The organism is Hydrogenobaculum sp. 3684 (assembly GCF_000213785.1).
In the GTDB taxonomy this organism is placed as follows: Bacteria; Aquificota; Aquificia; order Aquificales; family Aquificaceae; genus Hydrogenobaculum.
Genome location: NC_015557.1, coordinates 626,080 through 642,516 on the forward strand (window position 1 = coordinate 626,080; position 16,437 = coordinate 642,516).

15 protein-coding genes and 1 tRNA gene are annotated in these 16,437 nt (G+C 33.2%); 15 read left to right on the forward strand and 1 reads right to left on the reverse strand.

Annotated features, from left to right (window positions below):
- Position 1: 1 nt before the first annotated feature.
- The 5 genes from HYD3684_RS03465 (at position 2) to HYD3684_RS03485 (ending at position 5,267) form a co-directional block, all read left to right on the forward strand.
- Positions 2-74 (forward strand) — tRNA-Lys (locus HYD3684_RS03465).
- A gap of 213 nt (positions 75-287) precedes the next feature.
- Positions 288-1,073 (forward strand): lysophospholipid acyltransferase family protein, encoded by a 786-nt coding sequence (locus tag HYD3684_RS03470; protein ID WP_015419305.1) that lies wholly within the window; start codon positions 288-290, stop codon positions 1,071-1,073.
- On the forward strand, positions 1,043-1,777 hold the full coding sequence (locus HYD3684_RS03475) for a polysaccharide deacetylase family protein (protein WP_015419306.1): 735 nt from the start codon (positions 1,043-1,045) through the stop codon (positions 1,775-1,777). The genes HYD3684_RS03470 and HYD3684_RS03475 overlap by 31 nt, the downstream gene beginning before the upstream one ends.
- Positions 1,778-1,818: 41 nt before the next feature.
- A complete protein-coding gene (locus HYD3684_RS03480) occupies positions 1,819-4,134 on the forward strand; it encodes a glycosyltransferase (protein WP_015419307.1) in 2,316 nt (771 codons plus the stop codon).
- The gene (locus HYD3684_RS03485; protein ID WP_015419308.1) at positions 4,131-5,267 is read left to right on the forward strand and encodes a glycosyltransferase; all 1,137 of its coding nucleotides are present in this window, start codon (positions 4,131-4,133) and stop codon (positions 5,265-5,267) included. Before HYD3684_RS03480 ends, HYD3684_RS03485 begins: the two co-directional genes overlap by 4 nt.
- Positions 5,268-5,362: 95 nt before the next feature.
- On the opposite strand, the gene HYD3684_RS03490 is transcribed toward HYD3684_RS03485, so the two are convergent.
- Complete coding sequence (locus tag HYD3684_RS03490; protein ID WP_015419309.1) at positions 5,363-5,650, reverse strand: hypothetical protein; 288 nt, start codon at positions 5,648-5,650, stop codon at positions 5,363-5,365.
- A 189-nt stretch (positions 5,651-5,839) separates the two neighbouring features.
- Here HYD3684_RS03490 and HYD3684_RS03495 point away from each other — a divergent pair, with 189 nt between their 5' ends.
- The 10 genes from HYD3684_RS03495 to HYD3684_RS03540 all read left to right on the forward strand — a co-directional run bounded on the left by HYD3684_RS03495 (position 5,840) and on the right by HYD3684_RS03540 (position 16,431).
- Entirely contained in the window at positions 5,840-8,029 is a 2,190-nt protein-coding gene (locus tag HYD3684_RS03495; RefSeq protein WP_015419310.1) for a TonB-dependent receptor, read from the forward strand.
- A 100-nt stretch (positions 8,030-8,129) separates the two neighbouring features.
- The gene (locus HYD3684_RS03500; protein ID WP_015419311.1) at positions 8,130-8,459 is read left to right on the forward strand and encodes a nucleotidyltransferase domain-containing protein; all 330 of its coding nucleotides are present in this window, start codon (positions 8,130-8,132) and stop codon (positions 8,457-8,459) included.
- Positions 8,460-8,485: 26 nt separating this feature from the next.
- A complete protein-coding gene (locus HYD3684_RS03505; protein WP_237698632.1) occupies positions 8,486-8,734 on the forward strand; it encodes a HepT-like ribonuclease domain-containing protein in 249 nt (82 codons plus the stop codon).
- A 120-nt stretch (positions 8,735-8,854) separates the two neighbouring features.
- Entirely contained in the window at positions 8,855-11,254 is a 2,400-nt protein-coding gene (locus HYD3684_RS03510) for a TonB-dependent receptor (RefSeq protein ID WP_015419313.1), read from the forward strand.
- Positions 11,255-11,351: 97 nt separating this feature from the next.
- Positions 11,352-11,789 carry a MotA/TolQ/ExbB proton channel family protein gene (locus HYD3684_RS03515; RefSeq protein WP_015419314.1) on the forward strand — a complete coding sequence of 146 codons (438 nt, stop codon included), beginning with the start codon at positions 11,352-11,354 and terminating at the stop codon, positions 11,787-11,789.
- 1 nt (position 11,790) lies between these two features.
- Complete coding sequence (locus HYD3684_RS03520) at positions 11,791-12,216, forward strand: biopolymer transporter ExbD (protein ID WP_015419315.1); 426 nt, start codon at positions 11,791-11,793, stop codon at positions 12,214-12,216.
- Complete coding sequence (locus HYD3684_RS03525) at positions 12,213-12,983, forward strand: energy transducer TonB (protein ID WP_015419316.1); 771 nt, start codon at positions 12,213-12,215, stop codon at positions 12,981-12,983. Before HYD3684_RS03520 ends, HYD3684_RS03525 begins: the two co-directional genes overlap by 4 nt.
- A gap of 2 nt (positions 12,984-12,985) precedes the next feature.
- Complete coding sequence (locus tag HYD3684_RS03530; protein WP_015419317.1) at positions 12,986-15,607, forward strand: alkaline phosphatase family protein; 2,622 nt, start codon at positions 12,986-12,988, stop codon at positions 15,605-15,607.
- Positions 15,608-15,673: 66 nt separating this feature from the next.
- On the forward strand, positions 15,674-16,051 hold the full coding sequence (locus HYD3684_RS03535; RefSeq protein ID WP_237698633.1) for a hypothetical protein: 378 nt from the start codon (positions 15,674-15,676) through the stop codon (positions 16,049-16,051).
- Entirely contained in the window at positions 16,048-16,431 is a 384-nt protein-coding gene (locus tag HYD3684_RS03540) for a hypothetical protein (protein WP_015419319.1), read from the forward strand. The genes HYD3684_RS03535 and HYD3684_RS03540 overlap by 4 nt, the downstream gene beginning before the upstream one ends.
- Positions 16,432-16,437: the final 6 nt, after the last annotated feature.

The window sequence follows — 16,437 nt, forward strand, 5'->3', positions numbered from 1 at the left end:
AGAGCCACTAGCTCAGCAGGTAGAGCAACGGACTTTTAATCCGTGGGTCGGGGGTTCAAGTCCCCCGTGGCTCATATTTTCTTTATAATTCTTTGGAAGATATTATAACTTCTAGTTAAATTACTTACTTATATAGCAATTCCAAAACCAAAAGGAAAATCTTTGGAAGAAGTATCTCAAGAAGATACGACCATTTCAAAACCCTCACCTGCTACCTAACATATAAAATAGCCCCGTTTGGGGCTTTTATTAACCAAAAATTAAAAATAAAAGTTTAATATAAAGATATGAAATATGTAAAGTTTTTTTACAAAATACTTGTTTTCCTAATGCTTTTTATAGCTTTTATTTTAAAATCTCTATATATAGATATCTTTGTTAAAGACCAAAAAGAAAAGAGAAAAGCTTTCTTAAAAAATGCTTCCTTTTTTTCTAGGCTAGTGATTAAACTCTTCAACATAAATATAAAACAAAACGGCATATATATAAAAGACCAAAATTATATAATAGTGTCAAACCATCTTAGTTACATTGATATAGTGGTTCTGAGCGCTTTTATAGAGGCGGTGTTTTTATCCACAAAGGAAGTGCAAGAGACATTTTTGTTTGGACATATAGCAAAATATGGTGGTGCGATATTCATAGATAGAAAGAACAAAGCAAACATACTTTCTGATATGGAGCTTTTTAAATCTGTTTTAGAAGAGGGTTTTAATGTGGTGGTGTTTTTAGAGGGCACCACTTCAAACGGTGATGATGTGCTTCCTTTTAAAAGTAGTTTTGTAGAGATTATGCTAAAAGCCCAAAAACCAATATTGCCAATATGTATAAAATATAAATCTATAAACGGTAAACCAATAGCCATATCCAATAGAGATTACGTATTTTACTATGGAGATATGGAACTTTTTGAGCATTTTTTAAGCTTTTTGCTAAATGTAGACAGTATGGAGATTGAGCTTTTCTTCTTAAACCCTTTGTATCAAACGTCTTATCTCAATAGAAAAGAACTAACAAAGATACTATATGAGGATATAAGATCTTGCTATTTGGAAAAACCTATAAGTTTTTAAATATATCAATTCACGATGTTTGCCCTTCAAACTTTGAAAACGTTTTAAGCTTAAGAAAACTCCTAATAGAAAACGGCATAACCAACATCACTTATCTTCTTATCCCTTTTTACCACGAAAAAGAAACGCTTTTAGATATTAAAAATGAGGTATTGGAGATTACAACAAACGCCGAGGTTATACTTCATGGATACACTCATATGTCAAGAGATTTTAAGAAATACGACTACCGCAGAATTTTTACCTACAAAGAAGCAGAGTTTTTATTGGAAAACAATCTTTCTTATAGGCTTGATAAAGGAATTGAGATGTTGAAAAGCTTAGGTATAACACCAAAGGGTTTTATAGCACCCGCTTGGCTTTTCAAAAAAGAATTATTACAACTTTTAAAAGAAAAAGGATTTTTATTTACCACTGATAGAAGGTATATATACAATCTTCAAGAAAACAAAAAGATATTTTCACCGGTTTTGGCCTTTGGTAGTAGAGGTTATGTAGAAGATATTTCTATTCTTTCTTTTGATAAGATGTTTTTTATGCTAAAAGCCCTGAACGTTGTAAGGATAGCCCTTCATCCAGTAGATATTAAAAATCCCTCTAAAATTTATAAACTCCTAAAAGTATTGGACTACACAAGAAAAGAACATTTTCAAATAACTAGTTTATATCATATCATAAAAGCAAAAAACTTAATAAAAAATTAACACATGTGTATTAAATTAGATAATAGCTATAGGGAGGTTTTATGATAAAAGTAGATTTACATCTTCACTCTCAAGCTTCAAACAGGCCAGGTGGCTACATTTCTGAAAAGCTAAAAATAGGCGAGAGTTACACCAAGCCCAAAAAGCTCTACGAGACCTTGTCAAATAGAGGGATGACGCTATTTACCATCACAGACCACGATACCATAGACGGATGCCTTGAAATAGCCCATCTTCCCGGTGTTTTCATATCGGAAGAGATCACTACATATTTTCCAGAGGATAGATGCAAAGTCCACGTTATAGCCATCGATATAAATCAAAAGTATCACGACGATATACAGCATATAAGAGGAAATATATATGAACTCGTAGATTATCTTCAGTTCAACAATATAATCCATATACTGGCTCACCCCCTTTACGATATGGATGGAAAACTAAATAAAACTCATATAGAGAGATTTTTACTTTTATTTGACAACTGGGAAGTACTAAATGGCACAAGGTCAAAGACTTCTTCAATTATTACAAAAAAGATAGCAAAATCTTACACCAAAAAGGACTTAGAAGATCTTGCAAACAAATACGGCTTTTTTAAAAGAAAAAGAGATTTTATAGCTTTTACCGGCGGATCAGACGACCATGGTGGGCTTGATCTTGGTTATGGATATACTATAGCAGAAGGCTCCAGTGTAGAGGATCTCAAGAAAGCCATAGAAAACGGCACCACAAAAGTAGATGGCTATCATGGAAATCCAAAAAGACTGACACACATGGTGATGAATATAGCAAAAGAGGGCATGAAAAAAAGGTATAACCTTGGAAACCTTGGCTATCTTTTAGATACACTTTTTGAACAAAAAGACACTACTAAGTATTCGTTTTTGGATTCTATATTGGGTAAAAGTTCTGTGGTTACATTCATAGAAAACGTCATCAATTTTAAAGGTATGGTATCGGAAAATCCTCACGAAAACATCTTTCAATTTTTCTCAAACATGCTTCCTTACACGTTAAATCAAATAAAATCTATGAAATCCTTTGATTTTGATAAGCTAAGCGCTTACATAGGAAGAAGCGTTATATTTTTGGCTCCATATATAGCTTATCTATCTGTCTACAAACAAAGAGCCGATGAGAAAAACATATCCAAAAGATTTTACAAAGAATTTTTCAATGAAGAACACATTGACGGCAAAGTAGCATATTTTACCGATACATTTTTTGATATAAACGGCGTAGCTAAAACCACTCAAAAGCTTCTTGATTTGGCCAAAGAAGAGGAGCTAAACATCAAGTTTATAATCTCAGACGAAAGATGTATTGAAGATAGTCATATTAAAAACTTTAAACCAATGATTTCTTTTGCTTTACCAGAGTATGAGAATATCACCATAAATATACCAAATCTTTTAGAGCTTTTAGATTATGTAGAATCAGAAAATTTTGATATCGTGTATGCTGCCACCCCAGGGGTTATAGGTATCTACGCCCTTATAATAGCCAAAGTCCTTGGTATTCCTTTTGTATCTGCTTATCATACAGATTTTCCAGAATACGCCTATAGATATACCTCTGAGCCTTATTTTAAATACGCTGCTGAAATGCTTATGAAAACCTTCTACGGTTTGTCAGACAGAGTGTTGATCCCAAGTTTTTCTTACTATGAAAAGCTTAAAAACTACGGTATAAAAGAGGACAAGCTGGTAATTTTCAAAAGAGGTGTAAACAAGGAAAAATTTAACCCCATCTTTAGAGATAAGGATTTTTGGAAAAACTTTGACCCCACTTACAGAGGAGAAAGAGTAATTGTCTATATAGGAAGAGTTGCAAAAGAAAAAGATTTAGACGTGTTTATAGAGGTTTTTGAGCTTTTAAAAGAAGAGAGAAACCTAAAGTTTGCAATAGTAGGAGATGGACCATATAAGTATGAACTTGAAAAAGTTTATAAAGATAGGATTATGTTTACGGGATTTTTGGAGGGGGAGGATTTATCAAAAGCCTATGCCAGCGCAGATATATTTTTGTTTCCAAGCACCACAGAAACCTTTGGAAACGTAGTGTTAGAAGCTATGGCTAGCGGGCTTGTGCCTTTGGTATCTGATAAAGGCGGTGCCAAAGAGCATATAACTCATGGGCAAAACGGCTTTATAATAAACCAAAACAATCCAGTAGAGTATGCAAACCTTGTAAAAAAACTTTTAGAAGATCATTTCTATTACAAAGAGATAAAACAAAGAGCTATAGATTATGCCCATAGCTTAGATGAGAGAGAGCTTTTATTGGAGATGATAAACTTGTTATCTTTTAACAAAGTAAGGAGTATAGAGTTTTCAGAAGAAAGCGTTGCATGAAACTTTTAGATATAACGCATTTTTATTCAGATAAAAGCGGTGGTATAAAAACCTATATAAACAACAAGATAGAGTATTTTAAGGACAAAGATATTGAGCATGTTCTGATAGTGCCTGGCAAAAAAGATAATATTAATTATATAAACCATAGCAAGATATATCAAATCAAATCCCCTTACATGTTGGTTTGGAAACAGTATAGGCTTCTTGTCAACCATCAAAAGATAGCAAACATTATCCAATACGAAAAACCAGATATCGTAGAAATAGGATCGTTATTTTTACTACCATCTTTTATAAAAAAATTAAAAGAAAAGCTTAATTTTAGGATGATTGGTTTTTTTCATTCTAACTTGGAGAAAAGTCTATCAAACATTCTCAAACTAAACAAAGAAGATAGTGTAGTATCAAAGATGACCAGAAAATATATCTACAAAGCCTACAGCGATATGGATTTGATAATAGCTCCTTCTTTTTATGTAAAAGACTATCTAAATACTTTGGGCTTATACAACGTAGAGGTGGTTTATCATGGCATAGATGTTGGGTTTTTTGAAAACCAAGCACCAGATAAAGACCTTCAAAACGCTTTAAAAGGTAAAATAGCGCTTATATATGTGGGAAGGTTTTCCAAAGATAAAAACTTTTTAGAGCTTTTAGATATATTTAAAACAGTATATAGCTTAGATAACAGATTTCATCTAATTTTAGTAGGGGATGGACCAGACAAAAAGCATATAAACAAGATCCTTGATAGGGGTTTTACGGTTTTTGATTATATAAAAGATAAAAAAACCCTGGCAGGGCTTTACAAGGCATCTGATATATTTGTCAGCGCTTCCAAATCCGATACCTTTGGTTATTCTATAATAGAAGCCCAGGCCTGCGGGCTTCCAGTGGTGGCTTACAAGGATGTATCGTTTCCAGAGATTGTTTATTATAAAAATTATCTTGCCTCTTCAAAAGAAGAGTTTATAAAAAATCTACTCATTTTATCAAAAACATACCAACATCTTGATAAAAGCCAAATAAAAGACTTTGTAAAAGAGCGATTTTCTCTGGAAAAGAATATGGAGGAGCTGTTTTTCATATACAAGTCCTTAAGTGGTTTGTATCAAAAGCGCTTCGCTTGACTCTTCTATAACAGGTTTTAGAAGTTTTTTGGACTCTTTTTTAAGCTCTGCCAACCTTTTTGATATCTCTTGAGAACTCTTGTACTAGGGCTTGTTCAAGTTGCATACTGGCGATTATCTACAATCGTTTGCTCTAAAATCTCTATGGCTTTTGGGGCTAATATGTGTGAAAGCTTTTCCCTAATACTATTAGGTATAATAATTTCCTCGTATGCTCTTTGGTACTTTTGGTCTTTGCTAAACTTCTCGGCTTTAAAATAAAACAGTGTATTGTAATTTTTATTATAAGTGATCATATGGTACATCCCATTATCAAATATCGATAACAAAAGCTCTTCACCCTCTTCCAACAAATGCTTAAGTTCATCCAAACTTTTAACCATGGCACTGCACCTCCTTTGAATTTTAAATTGGTAAAGTTAATTTTTGGTTAAGATGGCTAAAATATTTTGTGATTGAGCCGATAAACATTGTTTTTGCTTTGCAAAATAAAGGTATAAAAATTTTTTAACAAATATTAATAAAAAATTAACATAATGAAAATAAAATGAAATTATTAGGGAGGTAGATTTATGAAGATTAGATTAGCTTGTACTTTTAGTTTAGCAATGGTAAGCTTTGCATTTGCAGAGACACCGCTTCTAAATGTAGAAGTCAATGCACATAAAACCAAAGAAAACACCCCAAGCAAATTAGTAAAAACTACAAAATATACAAAAGCCAAGGAAAAAGTGGAAAGACCTTTGATAAACAAGCTTACATCTTCTGGTGGTGGAAACGTTTTTCAAGCTCTTGAGCTTCTTCCTTCAGTAAACTTCCAAACTCAAGATCCTTACGGTTTATCTGGAGGAGAGATAACTATAAGAGGTTTCAACAACAACCAAATAGGATTGACAATAGACGGCATGCCACTTATGGACTCAGGAAACTACGCTCTATATCCAAATGAATATATGGATTTGGAAAACTTAGAAGCTGAAACTATCACAAGAGGTGGCACTGGAAAAGCAAGCCCACTCTACTCAGATTTAGGTGGTAGAATAGCTTTAAGAACGATACCACCAAAAGATAAGCTTGGCTTAGAGTTAGAGCAAATATTTGGCTCTTATGCTTTTGAAAAATCTTTTGTAAGACTGGATAGCGGATTATTGCCCCTTATGAACTCAAAGTTTTTTATATCATTTTCTCATGCTCAAGCTGACAAGTGGAAAGGCCCAGGTCAAAATCCTAAGTTTAGAGACCACGTAACTTTTGGCTGGGTAGCAAATTTAAATAGACTACATATAGATTTTTACATGGACGAAAACGATCAGGTAAATTACTATTATAGAGGTCTTACCTACCAACAAGCCCAAAACTTGAGTGCTAACAAAGATTTTGATTACAACGGTAGTCTCACTGGTAATCCAGCCGTAGATGCATACTATTACAAATTTTTTCATAACCCATATCAAAACTATGAATTTAGAGGAGATATAAGCTTTGATGTAAGTAAAAATTTCTATGTCGATTTAAAGCCTTATTACTGGAGAGGTAGAGGGGGAGGATCTTCTGCATATTACAATAGCAGGGGTAACTACATAAATTACGGTATTTCATACAATTATACAAAAAGACCTGGTTTTATAGCCCAAGCGGTTTTCCATAAAAATCCTTTCAAAGTAACAGCTGGTTTTTGGTATGAAAGGGCAGATCTTGAAAACTTTAGCACAAACTTTAAGCTAAACAACTTCCAAAACGGCAATTACAACACAACTTTTAACTACTACGGATATATAGATAAAGTGTACACCACCACTCAAACACCCTATGTTATATTTGATCTAAAAGATTTTCATCGTTTTGATGTTGAACTAGGTTTAAAATACGCTCAAGTAAAAAGAGATTATAAAGAGTTTAATACCAACAACTTACCATATCTTCCAGACGATGATATATACAACTATCCTCTTAGTATAATCTCAGATGAATCTTATGTAAAAACTTATAGAAAATTTTTACCAAGTATCAACATAGGTTATAAGATAAATAGATACCTTTATCCATATTTCAACTATGCAAAAAACTTCCAAGTTCCAGAAAGTTATCAAGGTTCACCACCAAAAGGAACCACTACACAAGAAATAATCAACAACTTATCACCAGAAGAAGCTGATTCTTACGATGCTGGTGTTAATATAACACTTGGCAAATTTATAATAAAACCAGACATCTACTATGTAGATTACAAAAATAAGATCGAATACTTTCCAGAGCCAAACAACCCAAATATTACATATCCCCAAAACGTAGGTAAAGTAAAAGCCTACGGCGGTGAACTGGAAGTCTTAGGTAACCTTATAAAAAACCTAACTTTAATAAGCTCTTTTTCTTACAATAGGGCAAAATTTGACAACGGATACTATTCTGGCAAAACCTTTCTAAACGTGGCTGGAAACCAGCTTCCAAATACACCTAAGTATATGGGAAAACTCGGCTTAGACTACAAGATTTATGGATTTGATATATTCCCTTATCTAATATATGAAGGCCCAAGATACGGCGATTCAATAAATAATCAAGAAATCCCCCCATACGTAGTGGCAAATCTAAATGTATCAAGAGACTTTAATATATTTGGTAAAAAGTTTTACGGCTTTTTAAACGTATTAAACCTTACCAACAAAACATATATAGGTTATATAGGCGCTGGTGATACTTCTGGTACTTACTATGTAGCGCCACCTATAACAGTATCTGCTGGTTTGAGGGCATACTTTTAAAGGCTTCTTTTTCATGCGGGCTTAAGGGGAGGGGAGGGAAGATAAAATACTCAAAACGATTATACTTGACATAAAAATATTTTTATTTAAACTATTTTATATGCAAGCTATAAAAGAGCAAAATTTAAAAGAGCAAGTATTTGAGTTTTTAAAAACGCATAAAGATGAATTATATGAGAAATTTGGAGTATTGCATGGAGGGTTTTTTGGCTCTGTGGCAAAAGGAAAAGAGAAGGAAAACAGCGATATAGACATATATGTAGAGATTGAATACTCAAGGATAGATCTTAATGCTTATTTAGAATTAATTGAGTATCTTGAAAAGGCTTTTAAAAGAAAAGTAGATATAATAACCAGCAACCAGTTAAAGCACATGAGGAATCATTATAAGCAAAACATCATTAAAAATGAAATAATTCATGTCTTCTGAAAAAGAGAGGCTATCTAATAGACATTTTGCAAACCTGTGAGCTTATAGTAAAACATACACAAAATATTTCTTTTGATGCTTTTATGAAAAACCAAGAAAAACAAGCAGCCATAATATATTGGATTGAATGTAATAAAATGACTGGTATGAGAGACGTATTAATTCACAACTATGCCGATGTAGATTATCATATAGTGTGGAAAGTAGCAACCGTTGATATCCCTGATTTAATGGAGCAGATAAAGCAAGTTTTAAACGATGAGTTTAAACATTAAGCTCATTTTATACTTTAAACACAAGAAACTCCTTAACAGAAAATTAAACATTTCTTAATAATATTTTAACATTAATCAATTATAATCTGTGCAGGTAAGAAATTGAATAGGAGGAAGAATATGCTTACCAAAAAGTTAAAAACTATACTGCTTAGCTTAGCTGTTTTTAGCGGTGGAGTATCTTTTGCTCAATCTAATTCAGCTCCAGTTTATAACATAGGACAGATCAACGTAGGAGCTCAACAAGCATCTTCTAAACAGAAGAAAATTGAAAAAAGATATCATAGAGCTACCTTAAAACTAAAAGATAAAACGATATTCGAATCTGCGCAAACTATAAAGGTTATAAAAAAAGACCAACTTAAAGTAGCTGGACCTACTGGTAGCGTTTCCCAGGTGTTATCTTACGCACCAGGTGTTACTATAAGTAGTTTTGGAGAAAATGGCTCTAGGAAATTTTCCATAGTTTTAAACGGCATAAGGCAAGGATGGGGAGGTTTTACTAACGCCACAAGTATAGACAATGGATCTTTAGGAGTCACTTTTGACGGTGTTCCACTAGTCAACCCTTCAACGGGCTTATGGCAATCCAATCAAATACCGCAATTAGATTTAATCCAAGGTATAAGGGTTATCTATGGGCCAGGTAATCCAGAATCTAGATGGTACAACGATTTAGGGGGACAAATACAGTTTATACCACTACAACCATCAAAATATATGGGTGGTTTCTTTGATTTATCGTACGGAAGCTTTAACTCAAGGAATTTATTTGTAGCTTTTAACACTGGTGATATCAAAGGTTGGAGAACAGTTGTAGCAGCAGGCTGGGGAGCTGATAACAGCTATGTAACCTCTGTGGACGGATTTAGATATCCATCTCACAACTACGCTTATTACATCAAAACTAAAAAAGTTTTTGCAGATGGAGACGGCGATTTTTCTATAGGTGCTTACGCAGCGCAGTCTTACTACTGGAGAAACCCACCGATACCAGTATCTCCACAGCAAGGTCTTACAGCAGATGGAACACCAAACACACCCCTTTTAAGTCAAAGCACCACTGGTTTTTATAGTGCACCTGATTTTTCAGTGCTTCACAAGTTAGACCAAAACGGCTTAGATCTTGTATATTCAAAACTAAACCTAAATTTCGATAAAAATACAAAATTTCACAACATGATATGGTTTAGATATGGCTTTAGAAGACATAATCATTATAATGATTATCCTCTTGGTTCTAATCCAGGAAATCTATATGAGTATAATAATCCATACGATAAAGTATTTGGCGATAAACTATGGTTTGAACTAAACAACATATACCATAACAATATAGCTTTTGGTGGATACTACTTAGTAAGTAATTATAACTCAAGAAACGCTTTTTGGAATCCTTCAGTAGAACTAGCACCAGGTATTTATGGAAGTGCCACTGTACCAAATGCAAAATATAGAAGTGACTATTGGAACCAAACAGATATAGCAAGCTTTGCAGAAGACACTATAAAATTTCACAAATTTAAATTTACTCCTGGTATAAGATGGGTAGATTTTATAACAGATTATAACAACGAAACCTGCACAGATTTTCCTTTAGCTTGCCAATTAAATCCTAAGAGAAACGAAGCTAAACTTCCTTCTGCTCACACAAACTTTACTAAATTAGAGCCTTCTTTTGATGCAAATTATGAAATTATTGATGGTATATCAATATATGGAAACTATGCCGAGACATATAAAGTGCCAGAAAACGGAGGTGGTGGAGGCCCATATCAAAAAGTACCAGCTTCAGAACTACATCTAGAAAAATCACAGGAATATCAAATAGGTTTTAAGGTGTTAAAACAAAACTTAAAGTATGCTAATAAAATATTTGCAGGTGTCAACTATTTTCATATGATATTTTCACATTTATTTTTTCCCATATACGACTCTAATGGTAATTATCTAGGAGACGGTGCTGGTACATCAGTTTACAACGGTGTAAATCTATTTGCAGATTATTATCCTATAAAACATCTTTATCTATGGACAAACGCCACTTTTGAGGATGCCAAATTCCCAAATTACACATTCACAAACGCTAATGGTAATATTACATCTGCTAGTGACCTACCAGTTTCTTATGTACCACATACATTGTTTAATTTAGATGTAAGCTATTCTTATCTTATAAATTATCTACATGGCATAATAACAAAGCCTTCTGTCTGGTTCCAATACGTAGGCTCTCAATCTATGTTTAACAACAACACCGGTCTTCCGGATACTCAGAAAATGCCAAGTTACAATACTTTGAATGCCTCTATATCTTTTGATATACTAAACACCGCAAGAAGCATTCCTTATTTTAAAGATATTCAGCTTACTCTAACGGCTTTAAACATAACAAACAAAAAGTACAATGAATTTGAATACATATCAAGCGGTGGATATTACAACGTTAATGAAAGCTATATACAAGCTTATCCAGGAGCTCCATTTACAGTTTATGGCTCTATAAAAGCAGATTTTTAAAGGCTTCTTTTTCATGCAAATATGAGGGATAAGAGGGATGGGATTTCTTAACAGAAAATTAACAATGAAAATGTATAATGTGGCAAAGGAGGTTTAGATGGACTTAGAGATGTTTCATAAAGCGGTATTTGTTATAATGTTTGTGATATTTGTAATTTCTAATTATGTGATAGTTTATAAGTTTATTCAAATAAGTAAAATAAAAAAAGAGATAAACAGATCTTCAGAAAAAGAAGCTTACAAACTTATAACTAAGTTAAAAGATAGTATGTGGATATTAGATTTTGGAATTACATCAGGACCTTTGCTAGGGCTTCTTGGTAGTATATTGGCCCTTATAGAATCCTTTGCAAATTTAGCAGAAAGGGGTATTTCTAATCCAGTAGTTATAAGCAAATCCATAGGTTTTGCGCTTGTGGCTACAGCTTTTGGTATATGTTTAGCTCTTTGGGATTTGGTGTTTTATAAGATGTTAAACGATATGATAAGAAATATAAGAGAAGAGGCTAAACTAATCTTTGCAGGAGGTAATTGACATGGCCAATCTTTGGGAAGAAGAACATCAAGAGAAAGAAGAAATACATATAGTGCCAATGATAGATGTGATGTTGTTTTTGCTAACATTTTTTGTGCTTTTGACGATAAACTCTATATCTTTAAATGGAAAGCAATTAAGTGTACCAGCATCTAAATACACTGATCCATTACCAAGAGTAGAAAACGTAAAAATTTATCTGACAAAAAATAATCTAGTTTACGTGGGTTCAAACAAGTATCCATACAGCTTAAATGATTTAACATCTTATCTTCAAAATATCAAGAAGCAGGTCAAAGATTCTAAAGACATAAATGTATATATAGTTCCAGATAAAGATGCAAATGTACAAACCTTAGTAAATGTAATGGATCACATTCAGCAGGCTGGTATCTCAAATATATCTGTTGTAAATAAGCAATCATGACTAGCGTTTATTTTGAAGATAGAAAGTATAAAATAATATCATTTATATTAGCGATTGTATTTTCTTCTATAACCATGTTTCTAATAACGTTTCTTAAAATAGATATATATAAATACAAAATGCCTAAAGAAATAAAAATACATCTAGTAAACACAATTCGGTTAAACAAGGAAAAAAATGTAACAATAGAGCACAAAGCAGTTGAGAAAAAAATCGTAATGCCTAAAGAGAAAAAAATTATAAAACATCACATAGTTAAACATGTAGAAAAACCAAAACCTGTTGAAAAACCTCATGTTGAAAAACCAATTGCTTCTAAAATACCACCACCAGAACCGCAACCTTATCAAATAAAAAAACCTGTCAAACAGAGAGTTACCACAAAAACTACCTATCAAAATATGAATGAATCTAATAAAAAAATATCAAAAGCCCCTCAGCCAATACCTGAAAAAGCTGCAACTTCAACAAAACCTACAAAAAATCAGATAGCTTTATATCTTTCTAAGGTTTATGAAATAATAGAAGAACACAAGCATTATCCTTCCTTAGCAAAAGAAAGAGGAGATTCTGGCACAGTTTATATAAGAGTCAATATATCAGCTAGTGGTAAAGTAGATCATGTTAGCTTATTAAACTCCAGCGGTAGTTTTATATTAGATGAATATACAAAAGAACTAATAAAACATTTAAAATTTCCAGCCCCACCAAAAGGCCCTATAACGTTTGATTTAAAGGTACATTATAGACTCAACGAAGGAGATTAGGTATGAAAAAGTTTTTGCTTGCTATTAGCTTGTTTGCTGGTGTAGGATTTGCAAAGGATGTAGGAAATCATCTTACCCCCTGGGGGTGGGAGATAAAACCAGTAGGGAAATATGTCTATACCTACAACTTTCCTACAAACGTAGTAGTGTCTAAAAACCATATTTTTGTACTGACAAACGGCGCTACCTCTTATCAGACTATTACTATGTACAACAAAAATCTGCAAGAACTTTTTCAAGTAAAAGCCTGGAAAGACGAGGTAAATCCATCCAAAGATCCAAGGTATTTATTCTTACCCTATCAAAGTTTTTATCAAGGTATGTATTACAAAGACCACAAGCTTTATGTAGCTGGCGGATTTTCTGACAATGTCTTGGTGTTTAATGTTTATCCTAAAAGCCTTAAACTGGAAAAAAAGATATACCTTCATTACAAAAGCTTTCCTAAAAATCAATATCCATACATATATCAAGGTTTTAGATACGATTTGAGACACTTTTATCCTGACGCTGTTGTAAAAGGAGATAAATATATATACGCTACTGGGCTTTTATCAAATGCAATAGCAAGAATAGATGAAAACGATAAAATAAAATATTTAAACGTAGGTGCTTATCCATACGATATAGCGCTATCTCCAAAATATATATTTGTTAGCCTTTGGGGAGACAATGCCATAGCTGTAATAGATAGAAATACATTTCAATTTATCAAAAAAATATACGTAGGTAAAAAGCTTAGCAAATATAGTGAATCTGCCGGTGTTCATCCTACAAACTTATATTATAAAAACGATAAACTATATGTAAGCTTGGCAAATAGCGGCAAAATAGCAATCATAGATACCAGAAACTTCAAGGTTTTGGGCTTTTTAAAAGATAAACTTTTTAAAGATCAAGAACCAGGTTCTTATCCAAACGCTTTGTTTGAAAAAGATGGTAAGCTTTTTGTATCAAGCGCTGGCACAAACTCTATAAATATTTTTGATATTAAAAGCAAAAAACTAATAGGTGCCATACCAACAGGATGGTACCCAAGCGCTATGAAAGTAGGAGATAACAATATCTACGTTGTCTCAGCAAAAGGTCTTGGCTCTTTTCCAAACACAAAATATCAATGGGTTGGTATTTTGATGCCTGGTATATTGCAAAAAATCTCTTTAAAAGATATAGACAAAAACATTAAAAACTATACAAAAGATCTGTTTACATATGATAAGTTTGACGATATCAAAAAACAAGATAAACTAGTTAAATTTTTAAGAAAGCATATAAAGTATGTGGTTTTTATACTAAGAGAAAACAAAACCTTTGACGAGGATCTTGGTACTTACAAAAGAGCTGGCAAATGGGCAGATCCAAATTTAGCTTTATACACTAAAAAAGAGCTTCCAAATTTGTTTAATTTTGCAGATCACTACGTTTTGATGGCAAACTTTTATGCGGACGGCGAAGTAACAGCCCAAGCACACCAATGGACTACTGGGGCAAGTGTATCTGATTTTGTAGAAAGAACATGGCAAGAGTATTACTCTGGAAGGGGTTTAGTTGAAAATCCAGGCTGGACACAAGCTCTTACCTTTGGCTACGCTACTGGCTGGGCTGGTATGCCAAACGGTGTAGACAATCCTTTTGCTATATACGAAGATTTAGATAAGCTTGGGAAATGGGCAAATCCTTGGATATCTTACCCTTACAAGCTTTATCTATTTAACAATCTATTGGCTCATCATGTAAGTTTTGAAGATTTTGGAGAGTTTGTATCAAGAAATAGATGGGGTGATATACCAAAAGCTATGAAGCCACATATAGCTTACTCGTTCCCTGGGTGGAACCGCTTTATCTTAGACACGTTTAGAGCTGACGTTGCAATAAAATGGTTTAAAACCCACAAGATGCCAAAATTTTCCTACATATGGCTTCCAGATGATCACACTGCTGGGCTTCATCCATGCTATTACACACCCCAGTATTACGTAGCTAACAGCGACTATGCTACCGCAAAAATTGTAGAATATCTATCTCATACGCCTTACTGGAAGCATATGGCTATATTTATCAACGAAGACGATGCCCAATCTGGAGCAGATCACATAGACGCTCATAGAACTTTTGCAGTGGTCTTAAGCCCATGGGTAAAACAAGGTTATATATCCACAAAGCATTACTCTCAAATAAACATAATAAAAACAATAGAAAAAATACTTGGAATACCACCTATGTCTATTTTTGACCAAACTACACCAGTTATATCTGGCATATGGACAGATAAACCAAACTTTAGCCCTATAAAAGCCATAAAACCAGATGTAAATGTGGCTTTCAATCCAGGATACTGCAACAACTATACGCTATTAAGACGAGAAGCTGGCGCTACAGGACATTACGTAAACAAAAAATGGTTAGAAAAACACATGAAAAAGGATTCCAAAGATAGCTCTTATATTCCATCTTCTAAAAATCTATATACACCAACATCTTTGTTAAAAGTGTCTGGTTTTGAGCAGTTTAAACAATCAGCCATTGCTACTAAAGGCTATTCTGGTTATAAAAAGATGCTTAGGTATATAAAAACCCTTGCCAAAGAACAAAATAAAAGTATCTGGGCTTTTATAAGTAAATGATATATATCATAGTAAAAATCAAAAAAATTAACGGAATCTTAACAAAAAACCTTTAAGATGTTAGATATGAAAGATGTAGAGATAGTGAGCGCAAGAAACGGCAGGGTTAGGTTAAGAACAAGCTTTTTATATCAAAAAGAAGTGTGCAAAATTCTTGAGAACAATTTGAAAAACGCTTGTGTGGTCAGCAATCAAAACACCAACAGCATCACGATAACCTGCAAAAGCGATTACTTCAATCAAAGCGATATAAAAAGCGCTATAACATCTTTGTTAAAAGAAAAAGGATTTAATGTAAAAGAAAGGGGCAACGACATAAACGTTTTATTTGCCTTCCAGTTGATGTTAAATGTAGGAGGGGGACTGGAGGGCATCGCTTTTAATGTAGCCAAAGATGTTGTACTAGATAGGATGGGATTAGGAGCTATTTCATACTTCGTATGAAGATACAAGATATCTCATTTTCTAACCATAGGATAAGAATTAAAGGCGATATTGTTTACAACGAGGCTTTTGTAAAGATGCTTAAAGAGCTTTTTGGCGAAGATAACGTATTTTTAAATTACAAAACCAAAAGCATCAAGATAGAATCCGAGGAGATACTTCCCCAGGATGAACTTCAAGAGTATTTGAAAAATCAAGAGATAATACCACTTGGCGAAACGGTTTGCCTCACAGATTTACACCCTTTTATATCAAGAACCATAAAATCCGATGTCATGAAGCTTTTTTTATACACTATTGATTATGGTTTCAGGATAGGAGCCATAAGGTTTATATGGGTAAATATAATTTTTAATAGGATTATAACAAATTTCTTATAGGAGGTT

Bases quoted from the DNA above. Each gene is read 5' to 3' on its own strand.
- HYD3684_RS03470 (WP_015419305.1), top strand. From the start codon at position 288: ATGAAATATGTAAAGTTTTTTTACAAAATACTTGTTTTCCTAATGCTT.
- HYD3684_RS03480 (WP_015419307.1), top strand. From the start codon at position 1,819: ATGATAAAAGTAGATTTACATCTTCACTCTCAAGCTTCAAACAGGCCA.
- HYD3684_RS03485 (WP_015419308.1), top strand. From the start codon at position 4,131: ATGAAACTTTTAGATATAACGCATTTTTATTCAGATAAAAGCGGTGGT.
- HYD3684_RS03490 (WP_015419309.1), bottom strand. From the start codon at position 5,650: ATGGTTAAAAGTTTGGATGAACTTAAGCATTTGTTGGAAGAGGGTGAA.
- HYD3684_RS03495 (WP_015419310.1), top strand. From the start codon at position 5,840: ATGAAGATTAGATTAGCTTGTACTTTTAGTTTAGCAATGGTAAGCTTT.
- HYD3684_RS03500 (WP_015419311.1), top strand. From the start codon at position 8,130: ATGCAAGCTATAAAAGAGCAAAATTTAAAAGAGCAAGTATTTGAGTTT.
- HYD3684_RS03510 (WP_015419313.1), top strand. From the start codon at position 8,855: ATGCTTACCAAAAAGTTAAAAACTATACTGCTTAGCTTAGCTGTTTTT.
- HYD3684_RS03515 (WP_015419314.1), top strand. From the start codon at position 11,352: ATGGACTTAGAGATGTTTCATAAAGCGGTATTTGTTATAATGTTTGTG.
- HYD3684_RS03520 (WP_015419315.1), top strand. From the start codon at position 11,791: ATGGCCAATCTTTGGGAAGAAGAACATCAAGAGAAAGAAGAAATACAT.
- HYD3684_RS03525 (WP_015419316.1), top strand. From the start codon at position 12,213: ATGACTAGCGTTTATTTTGAAGATAGAAAGTATAAAATAATATCATTT.
- HYD3684_RS03530 (WP_015419317.1), top strand. From the start codon at position 12,986: ATGAAAAAGTTTTTGCTTGCTATTAGCTTGTTTGCTGGTGTAGGATTT.
- HYD3684_RS03535 (WP_237698633.1), top strand. From the start codon at position 15,674: ATGAAAGATGTAGAGATAGTGAGCGCAAGAAACGGCAGGGTTAGGTTA.
- HYD3684_RS03540 (WP_015419319.1), top strand. From the start codon at position 16,048: ATGAAGATACAAGATATCTCATTTTCTAACCATAGGATAAGAATTAAA.